Annotated in this window: 18 protein-coding genes; 12 read left to right on the top strand and 6 right to left on the bottom strand. The window is 64.2% G+C overall.

Translation table 11 applies throughout. From position 1 onward, the window contains the following. Positions 1-2 precede the first annotated feature (2 nt). Both QF015_RS13235 and tmk read right to left on the bottom strand, forming a co-directional pair. Positions 3-1,154 (bottom strand): DNA polymerase III subunit delta', encoded by a 1,152-nt coding sequence (locus QF015_RS13235; RefSeq protein WP_310202536.1) that lies wholly within the window; start codon positions 1,152-1,154, stop codon positions 3-5. Further along, positions 1,151-1,840, bottom strand: coding sequence for a dTMP kinase (gene tmk / locus QF015_RS13230; RefSeq protein ID WP_429389537.1), 690 nt, complete (start codon positions 1,838-1,840; stop codon positions 1,151-1,153). Before tmk ends, QF015_RS13235 begins: the two co-directional genes overlap by 4 nt. An 84-nt stretch (positions 1,841-1,924) precedes the next feature. On the opposite strand from tmk, the gene QF015_RS13225 reads away from it, so the two are divergent. Further along, positions 1,925-3,109: a trans-sulfuration enzyme family protein gene (locus QF015_RS13225; RefSeq protein WP_310202532.1), complete on the top strand. Its 1,185-nt coding sequence runs from the start codon at positions 1,925-1,927 to the stop codon at positions 3,107-3,109. Positions 3,110-3,118: 9 nt separating this feature from the next. Beyond that, positions 3,119-3,460, top strand: a complete 342-nt coding sequence (locus QF015_RS13220) for a DUF2516 family protein (protein ID WP_429389535.1) — start codon at positions 3,119-3,121, stop codon at positions 3,458-3,460. A gap of 18 nt (positions 3,461-3,478) precedes the next feature. On the opposite strand, the gene QF015_RS13215 is transcribed toward QF015_RS13220, so the two are convergent. Continuing rightward, entirely contained in the window at positions 3,479-4,300 is an 822-nt protein-coding gene (locus QF015_RS13215; protein WP_310202528.1) for a class I SAM-dependent methyltransferase, read from the bottom strand. A gap of 96 nt (positions 4,301-4,396) precedes the next feature. On the opposite strand from QF015_RS13215, the gene QF015_RS13210 reads away from it, so the two are divergent. Next, on the top strand, positions 4,397-5,143 hold the full coding sequence (locus tag QF015_RS13210) for a phosphoglyceromutase (RefSeq protein ID WP_310202526.1): 747 nt from the start codon (positions 4,397-4,399) through the stop codon (positions 5,141-5,143). A 144-nt stretch (positions 5,144-5,287) separates the two neighbouring features. Here QF015_RS13210 and phoU read toward each other — a convergent pair whose 3' ends face one another. Then, positions 5,288-5,941, bottom strand: coding sequence for a phosphate signaling complex protein PhoU (gene phoU / locus QF015_RS13205; protein ID WP_026548399.1), 654 nt, complete (start codon positions 5,939-5,941; stop codon positions 5,288-5,290). 199 nt (positions 5,942-6,140) lie between these two features. Here phoU and QF015_RS13200 point away from each other — a divergent pair, with 199 nt between their 5' ends. Together QF015_RS13200 and QF015_RS13195 are read left to right on the top strand one after the other, a co-directional pair. Beyond that, a complete protein-coding gene (locus QF015_RS13200) occupies positions 6,141-7,418 on the top strand; it encodes a sensor histidine kinase (RefSeq protein ID WP_429389842.1) in 1,278 nt (425 codons plus the stop codon). Beyond that, positions 7,415-8,095 carry a response regulator transcription factor gene (locus QF015_RS13195; protein ID WP_020608526.1) on the top strand — a complete coding sequence of 227 codons (681 nt, stop codon included), beginning with the start codon at positions 7,415-7,417 and terminating at the stop codon, positions 8,093-8,095. Before QF015_RS13200 ends, QF015_RS13195 begins: the two co-directional genes overlap by 4 nt. An 82-nt stretch (positions 8,096-8,177) precedes the next feature. Here QF015_RS13195 and QF015_RS13190 read toward each other — a convergent pair whose 3' ends face one another. Beyond that, a complete protein-coding gene (locus QF015_RS13190) occupies positions 8,178-8,738 on the bottom strand; it encodes a hypothetical protein (RefSeq protein ID WP_310204004.1) in 561 nt (186 codons plus the stop codon). 293 nt (positions 8,739-9,031) lie between these two features. Between QF015_RS13190 and QF015_RS13185 the strand changes: the two genes are divergently transcribed. The 6 genes from QF015_RS13185 to rlmB all read left to right on the top strand — a co-directional run bounded on the left by QF015_RS13185 (position 9,032) and on the right by rlmB (position 13,881). Next, the gene (locus tag QF015_RS13185; RefSeq protein ID WP_011690592.1) at positions 9,032-9,514 is read left to right on the top strand and encodes a CarD family transcriptional regulator; all 483 of its coding nucleotides are present in this window, start codon (positions 9,032-9,034) and stop codon (positions 9,512-9,514) included. Between the two features lie 112 nt (positions 9,515-9,626). Beyond that, positions 9,627-10,409: a 2-C-methyl-D-erythritol 4-phosphate cytidylyltransferase gene (gene ispD / locus QF015_RS13180; RefSeq protein ID WP_429389531.1), complete on the top strand. Its 783-nt coding sequence runs from the start codon at positions 9,627-9,629 to the stop codon at positions 10,407-10,409. Then, a complete protein-coding gene (gene ispF, locus QF015_RS13175; protein WP_310202521.1) occupies positions 10,409-10,966 on the top strand; it encodes a 2-C-methyl-D-erythritol 2,4-cyclodiphosphate synthase in 558 nt (185 codons plus the stop codon). Before ispD ends, ispF begins: the two co-directional genes overlap by 1 nt. Further along, positions 10,959-11,315, top strand: coding sequence for a hypothetical protein (locus QF015_RS13170; protein WP_429389529.1), 357 nt, complete (start codon positions 10,959-10,961; stop codon positions 11,313-11,315). Before ispF ends, QF015_RS13170 begins: the two co-directional genes overlap by 8 nt. A gap of 35 nt (positions 11,316-11,350) precedes the next feature. Continuing rightward, positions 11,351-12,808 carry a cysteine--tRNA ligase gene (gene cysS / locus QF015_RS13165; protein ID WP_310202517.1) on the top strand — a complete coding sequence of 486 codons (1,458 nt, stop codon included), beginning with the start codon at positions 11,351-11,353 and terminating at the stop codon, positions 12,806-12,808. An 80-nt stretch (positions 12,809-12,888) separates the two neighbouring features. After that, positions 12,889-13,881, top strand: coding sequence for a 23S rRNA (guanosine(2251)-2'-O)-methyltransferase RlmB (gene rlmB / locus QF015_RS13160; RefSeq protein ID WP_429389527.1), 993 nt, complete (start codon positions 12,889-12,891; stop codon positions 13,879-13,881). Between the two features lie 389 nt (positions 13,882-14,270). On the opposite strand, the gene QF015_RS13155 is transcribed toward rlmB, so the two are convergent. Beyond that, the gene (locus tag QF015_RS13155; RefSeq protein ID WP_429389525.1) at positions 14,271-15,080 is read right to left on the bottom strand and encodes a carbon-nitrogen hydrolase family protein; all 810 of its coding nucleotides are present in this window, start codon (positions 15,078-15,080) and stop codon (positions 14,271-14,273) included. Positions 15,081-15,317: 237 nt separating this feature from the next. On the opposite strand from QF015_RS13155, the gene glgX reads away from it, so the two are divergent. Then, the gene (gene glgX, locus QF015_RS13150) at positions 15,318-17,432 is read left to right on the top strand and encodes a glycogen debranching protein GlgX (RefSeq protein ID WP_310202513.1); all 2,115 of its coding nucleotides are present in this window, start codon (positions 15,318-15,320) and stop codon (positions 17,430-17,432) included. Positions 17,433-17,438: the final 6 nt, after the last annotated feature.

Here is a 17,438-nt window from a genome sequence, read left to right as displayed (position 1 = left end):
TCCTAGTGCTGGATGAGGCTCGTGGCCATGGACTCGACGGCCAACAGGGGGGCCACGTTGGTGGTGGTGATGCGGACACGGGCTTTGTTGATGGCGTCCATGCGGGCCAAAGTAGTTTCCGGGGTCGAACTGCCGGCGTAGTCTTCCAGCTCGCTCTTGAGCTCAACGTTGACCAGTTCCACGGCGTTCCCCAGTTGGATGATCAACACGTCCCGGTAGAAGGACAGAAGATCGGTCAGGGTCCGGTCCAGCGAGTCGGTGATGGAGCGCTTGGCCCGCCGTTTTTGGTCGTCCTCAAGCTGCTTGACCTGGCTGCGCATGGAGGGCGGCAGCGTCCCTGACTCGGGGGCGCCGAGGCTTGCCAGCAGGGCGATCTTCTCTGCGGCGTCCCGTTCGTCATTGGAGCTGTTGGCTTCCTCCGTGGCGATTTTCACCAGTTTCTCAGCCATCATCACCGCGGCGGTGACCCCGCGGAGGCCCAGCGGAATCCGCACAGTGTCCAACCTGCGTTGCCGCGCGTCTGCATCCTTGGCCAGACGCCGGGCAATTCCGATGTGGCTCTGCGCTGCGCGGGCGGCCCGGTCCGCAAGCTGGCGTTCGACGCCGTCGCGCCTCACCAGGAGGTCCGCGACGTCGGAGGCGGGCGGAAGCCGGAGGCTCACGGGACGGCACCGGGAACGGATGGTGACCAGGACGTCTGCGGGGGAAGGGGCGCACAGCATCCAGATAGTGCGCGGGGTGGGTTCCTCGATGGCCTTCAGCAGCACGTTGGTGGTGCGCTCTGCCATACGGTCCGCATCCTCCACCACAATGATCCGCCACCGCCCGGTGGCAGGCCGGTCACCGGCCTTGGAGACCAGTTCGCGGGCTTCATCGATGGTGATGGTGACTTTCTCGGTCCGCACGAACGTCACATCCGAGTGCGTCTCCCCAAGGATCGTGTGGCATGCGGCGCACTCGCCGCAACCCCGAAGGGTGACGTCGTCCTGCTCGCAGTTCAACGCAGCGGCGAAGGCCTTGGCCGCATTGGAACGGCCGGAGCCAGGGGGACCGGTGAACAGCCAGGCATGGGTAAGGCCGGTGTCGCCCTGCGCCGCCTGTTTCAGTTGCGCAACAACGGGGGCCTGCCCTTGGAGGTCGTCCCAGACACTCACGGACGGTCGCCTGAAACAGCGCTGCCCGGCACTGGTGCGCCGTCGGGGCGCTCTGCCAGCAGTGACTCCACCCGCTCCAGGATCTGTGCGGCAAGGGCCTCAATGTCCGCGTTGGCCGGCAGCACAAGGTAGCTCGACGGCGCGGCCTCTGCGAGCTCCAGGAAAGCATGGCGGATGGCGGAGTGGAACGAATCGGGCTCGGACTCCAGCCTGTCCTCCGTGGCATCCCCGGCGGTCCGCCGCTGGCGGCCATCGGAGGGGTCGACGTCGAGCAGTACCGTCAGGTCCGGGCGAAGGCCTTCGGTGGCCCAGTGGTTAAGCGTCAAAACGCCGTCGGCACCCAAGCCGCGTCCGGCACCCTGGTAGGCAACGGACGAATCGATGTATCGGTCAGTGATGACCACCGTGCCCTCAGCCAAGGCGGGGCGGATTACCTGGCTCGCATGGGCGGCGCGGGCGGCAGCAAACATGAGGGCTTCGGTGCGGGCATCAATGGTGCCGTGACCGTGGTCCAGGACCAGGGACCGCAACTTCTCCCCGATGGGGGTGCCGCCGGGCTCGCGGGTGCGCAGCACGGAAAGGCCCCTCGACTCAAGGGCATCAGAGAGCCGGGCGGCCTGGGTGGACTTGCCCGCTCCATCCCCACCTTCGAAGGCGATAAAAAGACCTGGGCTCTGAATACTCACGCGTCTAGCCTACCGAGCTTCCCTGACATCAAAGGTGCGTAACGCCTTTCATCCACAGCGCCGGCCCCGACTACGCTGGAAACCATGAGCCTTTCCGATCAGCACGCTGCCGAACTGTCCCCGGAAACCGTTGTGGTTGCTGCCGGCCGCCCGGAGCGCGCCCACGATGAACCGGTGAATCCGCCCATCGTCCTGTCCTCCACATACTTCGGCACCGGTTCGCTGAGTGACGGTGACCGCGGCTACGGACGCTACGCGAACCCCACGTGGGACCCGTTCGAAGACGCGCTGGCCAAGCTCGAGGGCGCCACCCTCCCCGGCCTGCTCTACGCGTCCGGGCTCGCGGCAGTCAGCTCGGCCCTGTCCCTGGTTCCTGCCGGCGGCGTCGTGGTGATGCCGTCGCACAGCTATGCCGGTTCTCTGGTGATGGCCACGGAGCTTGCAGAGAAGGGCTTCCTGGAACTGCGCACCGTCGATATAACGGACACCGACGCCGTGAAGTCCCTCATCAGCCCCGAAAGCGGCAAGCGCGCAAACATGCTGTGGCTGGAAAGCCCCACCAACCCCATGCTTGGCATCGCCGACATCCGAGCACTGACCGATGCCGCGCACGCAGCAGGCGCAATCGTTGTCACGGACAATACTTTCTCAACGCCCTTGGTGCAGCAGCCCCTCAGCCTGGGGTCCGACGTCGTTCTTCACTCGGTGACCAAATACCTGGCCGGGCACTCGGACGTGGTGCTGGGCGCCCTGGTGACCTCCAACCCTGAGCTGCGCGCAACGCTGCTGCACCACCGCATCATCCACGGTGGAATCGCCGGCCCGTTCGAAGCATGGCTGGCGCTGAGGGGACTGCGAACGCTGGCGTTGCGGATAGAGCGCTCGCAGGCCTCGGCGGCAATCCTTGCCGAACGCCTGAGCACCCACCCCCGCGTCGACACCATCCGGTACCCGGGCCTGCCCAGCGATCCGGGGCACGAACGCGCCAAGGTACAGATGAAGGGCTTTGGCTCCATCCTCTGCATCCAGATCGCGGGCGACGAACACCGCAGCGGGGCGGATGCCGCCGATGAACTGGTCCGCGCGCTGCAGCTCTGGCTTCCGGCCACGTCCCTTGGCGGGGTTGAGTCCCTGATTGAACGCCGACGCCGGCACACGGCAGAGCCGCTCAGCGTTCCGGAGAACCTGGTCCGCTTGAGCGTCGGAATCGAGAACGTCGAAGACCTGTGGTCCGACCTTGAGCAAGCACTGAAGTCGCTGGACGGCTAGGCTAAGGGCGTGGACGGAAAACTCTTGATTGCCTATGTCACCAGCGGGGTCTATTTCATCCTGGGCTTGGTGGCACTTGCCTTGGAACTGTGGGCCTTCGCGGACTGCCTGCGCCACCGGCCGTCCCTCTTCGTGGCTGCCTCCAAGCGCACCAAGACGTTCTGGACGGCGCTCACGGGTATTGCTTTTGCGATTGGCGCGCTGACGGTCTTCACCGGCGGAAGCGGCCTGGGTCTGTTCGGTATCGCTGCGGTCACCGCGGCCTGCGTGTACCTTGCCGATGTCCGTCCCGCCCTGCGCGAGGCCGGCAGCGGCGGCAACCGGAACGTCGGCCCGTACGGTCCCTGGTAAACGCTCGATAAAAGAGCGTTACGTGGGCGCCACCGCGTCCCACGCCACCGTCACTTCACCGAGCCGCCAACGCGCCGGACCATCCTGAAGCGGCCACCCGGCGTCGCGCAGTGAGCGACACATTCCCGTCCAGCGCTGCCGGTTTCCGAACGACGCCAGCGGCGCCGCCTCCAACCAGGCCTTGTCCATGGCCTGCAGGAACGCATGGATCGGTTCGCCGGGCACATTCCGGTGGATCAGGGCCTTCGGCAGGCGCTCGGCCACTTCGGAGGGCAGCTCGAAACTGCCGAACCGTACCGAGAAACTAAGGCTCAACGGGCGCTCGGGATCCAGCGCCACCCACGTGACCCGGCGGCCGATCTCGTCACAGGTGCCGTCAATGAACAGTCCACCCGGCGCGAGCCGCGACTGCACCAGCTGCCAAATCCCCGCAACGTCCGCTTCCTCGTATTGCCGCAGCACGTTGAAGGCGCGGACCAGCACCGGGTTTCCCGGCACGGGAACCTCGAAGCCGCCCACATGGAAGCTCAGTCCCGGCCGTTCCAGTTCCTTGGCGGTCCTGACCCGTTCCGGTTCAATCTCGATCCCGCAGACGCGGACATCCGGCCGCACGGCCTGGAGCCGTTCAAAGAGCTCGACGGCGGTAGTCGGCGAAGCGCCATAGCCCAGGTCCACCACCAAGGGCTCGACGGCGGCGCGCAGCCGCCACGCCTGCGGCCCGGCAAGCCAGCGGTCCAGGCGGCGCATGCGGTTGGGATTCGTGGTCCCGCGGGTGATGTTGCCAACGGGCTTTCCGCCCCGACTGCGGGGAGAGCCCACCCGTTCCGCTTTTTGCACCACGGCCACCACTTTATCCCTGCCTGCAATGGACCGCGGAGTCCGTTGCCGGACGTAACGCCGGGCAGGGCACCTGACTGCTCAGCTAGGATGAAAACCATGACTTACAAGCTGATTCTGCTGCGCCATGGCCACAGCGAATGGAACGCCAAGAACCTGTTCACCGGTTGGGTGGACGTTGACCTGAACGATCAAGGCCGCAAAGAAGCAGTGCGCGGTGGAGAGCTCCTGGTTGAGAATGACATTCTCCCGGACGTCCTCTACACCTCGCTCCTGAAGCGAGCCATCAACACCGCAAACATGGCCTTGGACAAGGCCGATCGTGGCTGGATCCCGGTCAAGCGCGACTGGCGCCTCAACGAGCGCCACTACGGCGCCCTGCAGGGCAAGGACAAGGCCCAGACCCTCGCCGAGTACGGTGAAGAACAGTTCATGGAATGGCGCCGCAGCTACGACACCCCGCCCCCGCCCCTGTCGGACGACAGCGAATTCTCCCAGGCCCACGATCCCCGTTACGCGGACCTCGGTGACGCCCTGCCTCGTACCGAGTGCCTCAAGGACGTCCTGGTCCGGCTGCTTCCTTACTGGGAATCGGAGATCAAGGAAGACCTCAAGGCCGGCAAGACCGTTCTGGTCACCGCCCACGGCAACTCCCTGCGGGCCTTGGTCAAGCACCTGGACGGCATCAGCGACGAAGCTATCGCCGGCCTGAACATCCCCACGGGCATCCCGCTGGTGTACGAACTGGATGAGAACTTCCAGCCCGTCAACCCGGGTGGTACCTACCTTGACCCGGCAGCAGCCGAGCAGGCCATCCTCGCGGTAGCGAACCAGGGCAAAAAGTAAATCCTCCGCTGCTGCCGCGGCGACTGCCCGGTCGTTCCTCCCTTGGACGCAGTTCGCCCGCGGCACCAGCTGCGGAAGCAAATCAAACGACGGCGGCCGGCCACTTTTGGTGACCGGCCGCCGTCGTCGTTAATGCTGGGAAGTCTAGAAGCCCTCGGGCTGCCATTCGCCGGTCACCAGGTAGGTGACCTTGCGGGCAACGGAGACGCCGTGGTCGGCGAAGCGCTCGAAGTAGCGGCTGGCCAGGGCCACGTCCACGGTGGTGGACGGGCTCTCGCTCCACTCAGGAGCGGCAATGGCCTTGAAGACGCTCAGGTGGAGGTCGTCCACGGCGATATTGATCTTGAGGATGTCGCGGGCCACCTCGAGGTCACGGGTTTCAAGGAGCTCGATGACCTTGGCGGTGATCTCGATGTCGTGCTGGGCCATGGCCTTGAACGTCTGGGTCAGGGAAGCCGGGATCACGGTGGCCGGGTAGCGCAGGCGCGCGAGTTGGGCCACGTGGCGGGCGAGGTCACCCATGCGTTCCAGCGACGCACTCATGCGCAGCGAACCCACGATCATGCGGAGGTCGCTCGCGACAGGGCCCTGGAGCGCAAGGATGTCGATGGCGCGCTCATCGAGGCTGTTCTGCAGGAAGTCGATCCGTGCATCTGCCGCGATGACGTCCTGGGCAAGATCCACGTCGGCGCCTTCGAAGGATGTTGTAGCCTTCGTGATTGCTTCGTGAACCAGCTTGGAGATCTCGATGAGGTCGTCACCAACCTGGGTGAGCTCCTCCTGAAAAACCTTGCGCACTAAGGCGTCCTTTCCTTGGAAATCCGGTTCCCGTGATGCGGGCGGGATTTCAAAACCATTGGCAGTCCAACCAGTAACTGTGTCAGGACCCAGTGAACTGTTCGGCTCCTTTAGATGAACGTTAGTTGAACCGTTCGCGTTTGGCCCCGGATCACTGCTTGCCCGTCTTTCCACAGCATAAGCTGGACCCGTGGATCCATTGCTCATAGGTGTCGTCGCCGGCCTCGTTGGCCTGTCGTTGGGCGTCTTTGGCATGCTCGCCTTCAGGATCAGCGAGCGGCAGCGGAGCATCGTGGACCTGGACGTCACTGAGCCCCGCCTTCCCGACGGCGCCGCGGAAGTGCTCGCCGTCGTCGGGCGTGCGTTCGTTGTGGTGGACGCGATCGACGGCGTCGTCCGCGCAAGTCCGGCCGCGTATGCGTACGGGCTGGTACGCGGGCACACCGTGGTGCACAAGCAGCTGCTGGACATGACCGCAAAGGTCCGCCGCGATGGCGTGATCCTGGAGGAACAGTACGAGCTCCCGCGTGGTCCATTGGGCAAGGGCACCATTGTGGTCCAGGTGCGCGCCGCCATGCTCGGCCAGGAGTACATCGTGCTCCTCGCCGATGACCGGACCGAGATCACCCGCACCGAGGAAATCCGCAACGACTTCGTCGCCAACGTGTCCCACGAGCTGAAAACACCCGTCGGCGCCATCTCGCTCCTGGCGGAGGCTTTGGAAGCCTCGCCCGATGACGAGGAAGCCGTCCGACGGTTTGCCAAGCGCATGCACAAGGAATCCGGCCGGCTCGCAGCCCTGGTCCAGGACATCATTGAGCTGTCCCGCCTGCAGGGTGCCAACGTCGCCCAGCAAGGCCACGCGGTGGACATCAACACAGTCATTACCGAGGCCGTCGATCGCTCCCAACTGCCGGCCGAGAGCAAGAACATCCAGATGGTGGTGGGCGGCCACTCGGATTCACTGGTCTTTGGGGACCGGGACCTGCTGGTGACTGCTTTGCGCAACCTGATCGACAACGCCATCCGCTACTCGCCGGAGAACACCCGGGTGGGCGTCGGCATCCGAACCCGGGAGGGCGTCGTCGCCATCTCCGTCACGGACCAGGGCGAGGGCCTGACGCCCGAGGACCAGGAGCGGGTGTTCGAACGTTTCTACCGCGTTGACGCTGCACGTTCCCGGCACACCGGCGGCACCGGTCTTGGCTTGAGCATCGTCAAGCACGTGGTTTCCAACCATGGCGGCGAGGTGACCGTTTGGTCCCAACCCGGCCAAGGGTCAACGTTCACCATCCGCCTGCCGGAGATGGAAGGCCAGGACGACGACGGCGGCCTGCCGGCTTCCGGTGCCTCGGCGGCGCCTGCGGATCGTCCCGCGGTTGCTGCCCCAGGACTTCACCCTTCGATTCAACAACCTCATATCGCGAGTCAACAAGGGGGCCCCAGCGGCTCCCAAGAGCAAGGAGCCAGCGCTTGAGCCGGATTTTGATTGTGGAGGACGAAGAGTCCTTCAGCGACCCCCTGTCCTATCTCCTGGGCAAGGAAGGGTTCGACGTCGAGGTAGTGGACAACGGCAGCGACGCTTTGGTGGAGTTCGACCGGAACGGTGCGGACCTGGTCCTCCTGGACCTGCAGCTGCCGGGAACGCCGGGAACGGAGGTGTGCCGTCAGTTGCGCCAGCGCTCCAGCGTCCCGGTCATCATGCTGACCGCCAAGGACTCTGAAATCGACAAGGTAGTGGGCCTGGAACTCGGTGCCGATGACTATGTCACCAAGCCCTATTCCTCCCGCGAGCTCGTGGCCCGGGTGCGTGCTGTCCTGCGCCGCCAAGGCGAGCCGGAGGAGCTCATCACCTCCACCGTGCAGGCCGGTCCTGTCCGCATGGACATTGAACGCCACGTGGTGAGCGTCAACGGAGAGCAGGTATCCCTGCCGTTGAAGGAGTTCGAACTGTTGGAGATGCTGCTTCGCAACTCCGGTCGGGTGCTGACCCGCGGCCAGTTGATCGACCGCGTGTGGGGCTCGGACTACGTCGGCGACACCAAGACGTTGGACGTCCACGTCAAGCGCCTCCGCAGCAAGATTGAGCCTGATCCCTCCGCGCCCCGTTACCTGGTGACTGTCCGCGGTCTGGGCTACAAATTCGAGCCGTAAAGCATCCACAGGGATAAACAAAGGAAGGGCCCCGCTCCGGCGGGACCCTTCCTTTGTTGTATGGCGTGTAGCGTGCTGCCTGCTAGTGGCCGGCCGCGGCGGATTCCGTCGGCGTCGCGGACGACGTGGACGTCTCCGACGAGGTGGACGTCGGCGTTGCCGATGAGCTCGGGGTGGCGGGCAGGTACTTGGCGTACTCGGGGAGCGTGCCGTTGACCACTGGTACCTTGATCGTGGCGGAGTCGGATCCGTTGCGGATGGTGACCGGGGTCAGCCCACCGGGGATCACGCCAGCGGTGCTCAGGATGGCGGCATCGGTGGTGTCGTTCAGGTACGTCTCCGAATTGGCCTTGACCGGGATCTCGGTCTGGGCACCGTTCGCACCACTGATGGTGAGCGTTGCATCCGTGCTGGACTGGTTGAACACGGCACCGATGACACGGCCGGGCTCGTTCTCGCCTGAGGCGACGATCAGGATGTTGCGCAACTGCAGCTGTCCGAGATCAGCTTTGATCCCGTCCGATGCCGAGTACTGGTGGGTGGTCTGCTGGGCGTTGACGAAGCCACACCCGGTGACGGACAGAAGACCGACGCCGATTGCAGCCGCCGCAATTGCCAGCTTGCCGCGCTGGACAGGGTTCATCGCAGTATTGCGCACGACACCTACTCCTCAAGAGTCATTGGAACACTTTTCAGCCATAGCCTATCGGCAAACCCGCCAAAATAAGGATTCGGGAAGGCATTGTGGCGCAGCCAACGGGCCGGATCCGCTGGCCGGGAGGCTGGCTCGAAGCATCTTTCCCCGGTTTCGTCAAGAGGTTGGAGGAAGTCGTTTAAGGCCTTATTCCCTTTATTGGCGCGGCAGGAGAGCCTGTGGGATGCCAGTCGTATGCCTTAATCGTGATAGACTAATCTGCGGGAAAGGGGAAAGTCCACATGGTTTTTGAGGTCGGCGAGACAGTAGTTTACCCTCACCACGGTGCAGCAAAAATTGAGGAAATCAAGATGCGCACCATCAAGGGCGAAGAGAAGATGTATCTCAAGCTCAAGGTGGCTCAGGGTGATCTGACCATTGAAGTTCCAGCAGAGAACGTTGACCTTGTTGGGGTCCGGGACGTAGTGGGCAAAGAAGGCTTGGAGCACGTTTTTGACGTTCTCCGCGCCGAGTTCACTGAAGAGCCTACCAACTGGTCACGTCGTTACAAGGCGAACCTGGAGAAGCTTGCTTCGGGCGACGTCATCAAGGTGGCAGAGGTCGTTCGCGATCTTTGGCGTCGTGATCACGATCGCGGCCTTTCCGCAGGTGAGAAGCGGATGCTGGCCAAGGCGCGGCAGATTCTGATTTCAGAACTGGCCCTGGCTGAGAAGACGGATGAAGAGAAGGCTGCAAGCGTTCTTGACGAGGTCTTGGCTTCCTAAGAATTGAGCCCCGGTGGTGCGAAAGCGCCGCCGGGTTTCTTTTTGCCCAAATAGTGCCGCAGGTAGTTGATGATCAAGTACCTCCAGATACTTTCCAAGTAACCTTGGGCGCATGAGTACTCCTTCCAAGCGCGCCGTTACGGCCGTGATCGTGGTTGCCGCCGGTTCCGGTGAGCGCCTCGGCTACGGCATGCCCAAAGCCCAGGTTCCGCTCGGCGGTGAAGCCATCCTGATGCACGCCCTCCGTGGGGTGGTCGCGGCGGATGTAGCGAGGCAAATCTGCATTGCGGTGCCCAAGGGCGACACGGACCTCCGCGAACTCATTGCTGACTTCACCATTGAGCTGGTGGACGGTGGCCCGGAAATCTCAGTAGTCGACGGCGGATCATCCCGCGCGGATTCCGTCCGCGCTGCTTTGGCTGCTTTGGAGGACGGTACGGAATTCGTCCTCGTGCATGATGCGGCCCGCGCGCTGGCCCCTGAGCGCGTGTTCCAACGCGTGGCCGATGCTCTGGCCTCCGGTGCGAAAGCCGTCATCCCGTCCATGCCGGTGGTGGACACCATTAAGACCGTCGCCGAGACCACGGGCACGGACTCGTCCATTGCACCGGAAGTCGTCACGGGCACTGCCCCGCGCGAGCACCTCAGGGCTGTGCAGACGCCTCAAGGCTTCGAACTGGCCACCCTTCGCCGCGCGCACGAAGCCGCGGAGCTTTTCGACGACAAGCAATCCGCGGCAGTGACTGACGATGCCATGCTGGTGGAACTTCTTGGCGTTCCAGTCCACGCCGTCCGCGGGGCCAGCCAATCCCTCAAGATCACCACGCCGCTGGACCTCATCATCGCCGAGGGCCTCTTGGAAGGTCCGCTGGGAATTCGTTGGGTGGAAGGCTGATGACTTTGAACCAAAACACGGTGCTTCCCCGGACCGGCATCGGCGTCGACGTCCATGCGTTCGCTCCGGACAACGATCCCCAGCCGCTCTGGCTGGGCGGGCTTTTCTGGGAAGGCGAGCAAGGACTATCAGGGCATTCCGACGGCGACTGCGTAGCCCATGCCGCTGCTGACGCCCTCTTCTCCGCATGCGGCATCGGTGATCTTGGCACGCACTTCGGGACGGATCGCCCGGAATTCGCCGGCGCATCCGGGGTCAAACTCCTGGGCGAAGCGGCCCGCATCGTTCGGGCCGCCGGCTTCGAGATCGGCAATGTTGCCGTGCAGTTCGTGGCCAACCGCCCCAAGTTCGGGCCGCGCCGCGAAGAATCCCAGCGCGTTTTGACCGAAGCTGCGGGCGCTCCTGTCAGCGTCACAGCCACCACCAGCGACGGCCTGGGGTTCACCGGCCGTGGCGAGGGAATATCCGCTGTTGCCACGGCCCTGGTCTACCGGATCGCCGGGCACGAGGTGCAGGATCCAGAGCCGGGACCAGCAAAAGGTGCGCCGCATGCTTAAGCCACCTGCCGGCGTCGTGCGTTCCGCAGTGGTGCTGTCCGCCGCCCTGGCTGCTGCGCTCCTGCTGGGCGGTTGTTCGGGGACGCCGACAATGGACGTCAAAGCCAGCTGCGCGTTCCTGAACGAGGACACCTTCAAGCCCGACGGCAACCAGCAGCAGCAGTCCAGGCAAATCGCTGCGCACTATCACGGGATCGCTGACAAGCTGGCTCCGGAGATCAGCAATCCGATCAAGGAGATGGCCACGATCATGGACGACGCCGCGGCGTCATCGCTGGGCGCGGCAACGCAGGAGCAACAGGAGAAGCTCAAAGTGCAGTTCAACAAGATCGGCGAATACTGCAAGTAGGCAGGTCATGGCGCGTCATCGGCTAATCTGGAGCGGTGACCCTGCGCTTCTATGACACCGCTTCCGCCGAAGTCCGCGACTTCGTTCCCCTCGAAGACGGCAAGGCCAGCGTGTACTACTGCGGGGCCACGGTCCAGGGAATGCCGCACGTGGGCCACGTCAGGTCGGCCATCGCCTTCGACCAATTGACCCGCTGGCTTGAATTCCGCGGCCTCAGGGTCACAGTGGTGCGCAATGTCACGGACATTGATGACAAAATCCTGGCCAAGTCCGCTCAATCCTTCGGGCCGGACTGGGACGCCGAACCCTCGGCACGCCAAGCCGAGGAGTGGTGGGCCCTGGCGTACCGCTACGAGCAGGAATTCGAGAATGCCTACGAATCCCTCGGCGTTCAACGGCCTACGTACGAGCCCCGCGCAACGGGTCACATCCCCGAAATGCACGCGCTCATTCAGCGCCTCATAGACCGCGGTCATGCTTACCCTGCCCTGGATGATTCCGGCGACGTCTACTTCGACGTCCGCTCATGGAGCAAATACGGTTCGCTGACGCGTCAGAATATTGACGACATGCAGGGCGCTCCCGACGCGGACCCCCGCGGCAAGCGCGACCCCCGCGACTTCGCGCTGTGGAAGGGTTTCAAGGATGGCGAGCCCGTCACCGCCAAATGGGAATCCCCCTGGGGCGCCGGTCGTCCCGGGTGGCACCTCGAATGCTCAGCCATGGTCACCAAGTACCTGGGCACGCGGTTCGATATCCACGGTGGGGGACTGGACCTTCGCTTCCCGCACCACGAAAACGAGATGGCACAGTCCCAGGCGGCCGGCGACGAATTCGCCAACTTCTGGATGCACAACGGCATGGTCACTTTCGAGGGCGAAAAGATGTCCAAGTCCATTGGCAACACCGTGAGCCCGGCTGAGATGCTGGAGCTCGCCTCGCCCCGCGTCGTCCGTTACTACCTCGGCCAGGCCCACTACCGTTCGGTGCTGGATTACCGGCCCACCTCCCTGCAGGAGGCCGCGGCAGCCGTCGAGCGCATTGACGGATTCATCTCCAAAGCGTCCGCCAAGGTCAGTGGCACCCCGGCTTCGGACGTCGCCCCGCAAGCCAACATGCCAGCTGCCTTCACCGCAGCGATGGACGATGACCTCAACGTTCCGCAGGCGCTGGGTGTCCTCCACGAAACGGTCCGCGCGGGCAATACAGCGCTGGCTTCCGGTGACGTTGAAGCTGCGAAAACCGCTCTCTACAGCGTGCTCTCCATGACCGACGTCCTGGGCCTGGACGCGGTCAAACGACCGGAAGCTGTCCAAGGCCGTGAACATGCAGCCTTGGAAGTGCTCGTCGAAGCGCAACTCGAAGCCCGGGCTGCCGCGCGGGCCGCAAAGGACTGGGCCGCGTCCGACGCGATCCGGGACACGCTCGCCGCCGCAGGTGTCGTCGTCGAAGATGGTGCGGACGGCGCCACCTGGAGCCTCAAACGCGACTGACAAACGGCCGCGGCGGCCGAATTGCATCGGGTCAGTAGACTTGATTCCAGACTTACTCACAAAATCAAGGATGGAATCTCATGGCCAACAACGGTCGCCGGTCGGTCAAGCAGAAGAAGGGCCCCTCCACCGGAACCGGTGGCCACGGCCGCAAGGCCCTGGAGGGCAAGGGTCCCACTCCCAAGGCGGAGGACCGCACCTACCACAAGGCTTACAAGAACAAGCAGCTGGCTGAGCGCTCGGCTGCCAAACGCGGCACAGGTTCCCGTCCGGGTGGAGCCGGTGCGCGCTCCGGTCCCAAGGGCCGTGCAACGGAAGAGCTGGTCACCGGCCGTAACTCCGTTGTCGAAGCCCTCCGCGCAGGCATCCCCGCGAAGGCCCTGCACGTCGCCATCCGCATCGAGATGGACGACCGCGTCAAGGAATCCCTCAAGCTCGCGGCCGAGCGCGGCATTCCGCTGCTGGAAACCGGCAAGGTTGAGCTCGACCGCATGACCGAGGACGCTGTCCACCAGGGCCTCGTGCTGCAGATCCCGCCGTACGAATACGAGGACGCCTACGACCTCGCAGAGCAGACCCTCGCCAAGTGGAAGAAGGGGCACATCTCCAACGCCCCCATCTTCGTGGCACTGGACGGGATCACCGACCCCCGCAACCTCGGCGCCATCATCCGTTCAGTGTCCGCGTTCAGCGGCCACGGCGTGATCGTTCCCGAGCGTCGCTCCGTAGGCGTCACCGCGTCCGCATGGAAGACCAGCGCCGGTGCCGCTGTCCGCGTGCCCGTGGCCCGCGCGTCGAACCTTAACAACGCGCTCAAGCAGTTCAAGAGCATGGGCATCTATGTCCTGGGCCTGGACGGCGACGGCGACGTTTCGCTGCCTGACCTCAGCGTCGCGACGGAGCCCGTGTGCATCGTGGTGGGTTCCGAAGGCAAGGGCCTCAGCAGGCTCGTCCGCGAAAACTGCGACCAGATCGTCTCGATCCCGATCGATTCCGCCATGGAGTCGCTCAACGCATCCATGGCCGTCGGAATCTCGCTGTACGAAGTGTCGAGGCAGCGCGCCGCCAAGTAGTTCTGCGTTATGGCGCCGCAAGCGCCAGTAGTCCTCGATAAGGCGCCTCAGGCGCCAGTAGTCCTCGATAAGGCGCCGCAAGCGCCATCCTCCGCGTGCTCGCTCGTTCCTCGCTTGGACGCACGCTTCCGGATGGCCCCTGCGGCGCCTTACGTGTGCCTGGAGTCCAAACGCTCTCTCACCTTTGGCGGGTTTGAGCTGGACGCTCTCTCACCTTTGGCGGGTTTGAGCTGGACGCTCTCTCACCTTTGGCGGGTTTGAGCTGGACGCTCTCTCACCTTTGGCAGGTTTGAGCTGGACGCTCTCTCACTTCCGACCGCTGGAATGGCGTGGGGTGAGAGGGCGTCCGGGAAAAGGTGGCTAAAGGTGAGAGGGCGTCGGAAGTGGAGTTAGAAGTGGTGGCGGTTGGCCAGGACTGGGAGCTTTTGGCGGGCTTCCTCCACCACGGAGGGATCAAGGTCGTAGAAGATGAGCCCGGGCTCGCCTTCCAAGGCCTCAAGGACCTCGCCGAAGGGGGACACGACGGCGGAGTACCCCACTCCTGTGGGCGCGGCACCTTTGGCCTCGACGCCCTGCGTCGCCGGATCCCCTTGTCCACAAGCGAGCACGAAGGTGGTGGTGTCCACGGCACGGGCACGGGCCAGGAGCTGCCACTGCCCGGCCTTGCCTGGTCCGGATCCCCAGGACGCAGACACAATGTTCACCACGGCACCGCGATCAGCGTTGGCCGTGAACAGGGCGGGGAACCGGATGTCGTAGCAGGTGGCCAAGCCGAAGGTGAGGCCACCGGCGTCGAAGGTTACGGGGGCGGAACCCGCCTCAACGGTGTCCGATTCCGCGAACCCGAACGCGTCAAAGAGGTGGATTTTGTCGTAGCTTGTATCGACGCCCGGGCCGGTGGCGAGCAGCGTGTTCCGCACGCGCCGGGAACCGGAATCCGAGGGTGTGCCGGGGGTGAACATGCCCGCCACAATCACCAGCTGCAATTCGTCGGCGAGGGCGCGCACACGGCCCGCCCATGGCCCATCCAAAGGTTCGGCGATGTCCAGCAGCGAGTTTCCGAACGCGCGCATCATCGCCTCGGGGAAGACCACCAACTCGGCACCGCCGTCCTTGGCCCGACGGGCGTTCTCCTCAAGGAGCCGCAGGTTGTCGGCCAGATCCCGGCCGGTGATGACTTGGGCAAGTGCCACGCGCACGATAAACCTCCAGTTGTCTCCGTCCCAGTATGCCAAGCAGAGGCCCCGGCAGGCGGCCCGTGCGACACATTTGCGTAGTGCCTGTGGCTTAAACCCGCCACCGGTACAACGTTTGAGCACGTGAGCGGCCCAAGGAATCCGGCCCTCCGGAGGCAAGTAATCAAATCGCTACGTGGAACGTCGTCACATGCACCGCTGGCGCGGCACATACTGGGCGTGGAACTAAACTTGCAAGCAATGGTTATGCCTATTTTTGACACAGAAGCCGCCGTAGACGCGTCGCGGCCACGGCCCCTCGGACTGAGCACGCCCCAGCCCGGGGTTCACGGTGCCGAAAACACGCACGACCACCAGGTGAACGTGGCAGTTTTTGCGCCCGACCTGGACGAGGTGGAGATCGCCTTCCAGGCTCCGGGAGAGCCGTGGCGCGCCCACATCCTTCCCAATGTTGAGGACGGCGTGCACTTCGGGCTGGTCGGTGGGATGCCGCCGGGCACCCGTTACGGTTTCCGCGCGGCACCGTCCGAGGCCAGCCTCCCCATGTCCGTTCCGGCTGTGGACCTCGACGTCGACGGCGAACGGCACCTGTTGCTCGATCCCTACGGCCGCGCTGTGGACCAGAGGGGCGAGTTCCTCACGAGCGTCCATGTGGACACCGGTTTCGATTGGGGCGACGACCGTCCGCCACGTACGCCCCTGCGGACCTCGGTCATCTATGAAGCCCACGTGCGTGGGCAGACGATGCTGCACCCTGACATTCCCCAGCACCTTCGTGGCACCTACGCGGGCATGGCCCACCCGGTGATGGTCCAGCACCTCACGGAGCTTGGCATCACGGCCGTCCAGCTGCTGCCCATCCATTTCCACCTGGATGAGTCCCACCTCCAGGACCTTGGCATGACCAACTACTGGGGTTACAACACTGCTGCCTTCTTCGCCCCGCATGCCGAGTACGCAACGGAAGCCGCCCGCAACGCCGGCCCCCACGCGGTGCAGGACGAGCTGAAGGGCATGATCAAGTTGCTGCATGCTGCCGGCATCGAGGTCATCCTGGACGTCGTGTACAACCACACCGCAGAAGCCGGCCCCGATGGGCCGGCACTGAGTTTCCGTGGGCTCGCGGAAAAGCGCTATTACCGCCACGATGCCCACGGCCGATACCTAGACACCACCGGCTGCGGCAACACCTTGGACTTCAGCGATCCCGTGGTGGTGGACCTTGCCCTCGATTCCCTGCGGTACTGGGTCAACGACTTCCATGTGGATGGCTTCCGCTTTGACCTCGCGGTGACCCTGTGCCGGGATGCCGGCAACACGTTCGACCCCCAGCACCCTTTCCTGCAGGCCATTGCGGAGGATCCGGTGTTGTCCGAGGTCAAGCTCATCGCCGAGCCATGGGACGTTGGCTACGGTGGCTGGCAGACGGGCCGTTTCCCGCAGGGTTGGTCGGATTGGAACGACCATTTCCGCGACGGTGTCCGGAGCTTCTGGCTGTCCGACCGTGCCGCCATCGAAGCAGGTGGCCAGGGCGGTTCCGTGGCCTCCTTGGCTGAGCTCATGGCGGGTTCTGCCAATCTTTTCGCATCATCGGGCCGCACCCGCCTGGCGAGCGTCAACTTCATCACGGCCCACGACGGATTCACGCTCAAGGACCTGGTGAGCTACGACCGCAAGCACAATGAGGCAAACGGTGAGCAGAACCGCGACGGCCATGGCGACAACCGCAGCTACAATCACGGCGTGGAGGGCCGGAGCGAGAACGAGGCCATCGTGGCCGCACGCGCCCTCTCCATCCGCAACCTGATGGCCACCCTGCTGCTGTCCTTCGGTGTTCCCATGATCACGGCCGGTGATGAAATCGGCCGCACCCAACAGGGAAACAACAACGCCTATTGCCAGGACAATCCAACGGCGTGGTTGGACTGGAGCCGGACCCAGGAAGCGAACGCCATGTTCAGGACCACGCGGGAACTGGTCAGGCTTCGCCGCTGGTTCCTCCGGCACCAGCCTGAGAGTTTCCCCGGCAACGCGAACGATTCCAGCCTGCAGTGGTTCGATGACAAGGGCAAGCGCATGACGCCGGCACGCTGGAACGATCCCGGCGTGCGTTCCGTCCAGCTGCTGATGGGCCACGAGGACAGCGAGATCCGGGGCTTGATCGTGGTGAACGGCAGCAACCAGGATGTGAAGATGGTCCTGCCGGAGATCCTGAGCGAATCGGGCATCGGCAAGCGCATGTTTGAACTCCGCTTCACGACGTCGGTGCTGCACGACCGCCGGAAGGGCGCGTTGGTGGCCTCTGGCGAGCGGGATATCCTGCAAGCCAACACCATCAACATTTACCGCACGTAGGCACAC

This window comes from Paenarthrobacter sp. TE4293, from assembly GCF_050435325.1.
GTDB classification, from domain to species: Bacteria; Actinomycetota; Actinomycetes; order Actinomycetales; family Micrococcaceae; genus Arthrobacter; species Arthrobacter nitroguajacolicus_C.
Note: the sequence above shows the minus strand (reverse complement) of the source record. Positions and strands in the feature narration are given on the sequence as shown.